Origin of the sequence: Psychroserpens mesophilus (genome assembly GCF_050617655.1) — a bacterium.
Taxonomy (GTDB): domain Bacteria; phylum Bacteroidota; class Bacteroidia; order Flavobacteriales; family Flavobacteriaceae; genus Psychroserpens; species Psychroserpens mesophilus_A.
The window spans coordinates 1-266 of record NZ_JBODQC010000198.1 but is presented as its reverse complement, the minus strand read 5'-3'; the positions used below and the strand labels follow the sequence as shown (position 1 = coordinate 266).

The 266-nt window shown below is 60.5% G+C and carries 1 pseudogene; it reads left to right on the top strand.

From position 1 onward, the window contains the following. Nucleotides 1–45 precede the first annotated feature (45 nt). A pseudogene (locus ACRHNM_RS16930) lies at nt 46–266 on the top strand (amino acid ABC transporter substrate-binding protein); the annotation flags it as partial.

Genomic DNA, 266 nt, shown 5'->3' with positions numbered 1-266 from the left:
GGGGCTGCCTAAGGGATCAACGGGGTCCGCTGGACCATGTTCGCGATGCTGGAAGCCGAGGAATACGGTGTCACCTCGAAGAACGTGGACGAGATGCTCAAGAGCACCAACCCCAACGTGCAACGCCTGCTGGGCGTGACGCCGGGGATGGGCAAGAACCTGGGCGTGGATGACAAGTGGGCCTACAACGTCATCAAGCAGATCGGCAATTACGGCGAGAGTTTCGAGAAGAATCTTGGCGAGACCAGCCCGCTGAAGCTGGCGCG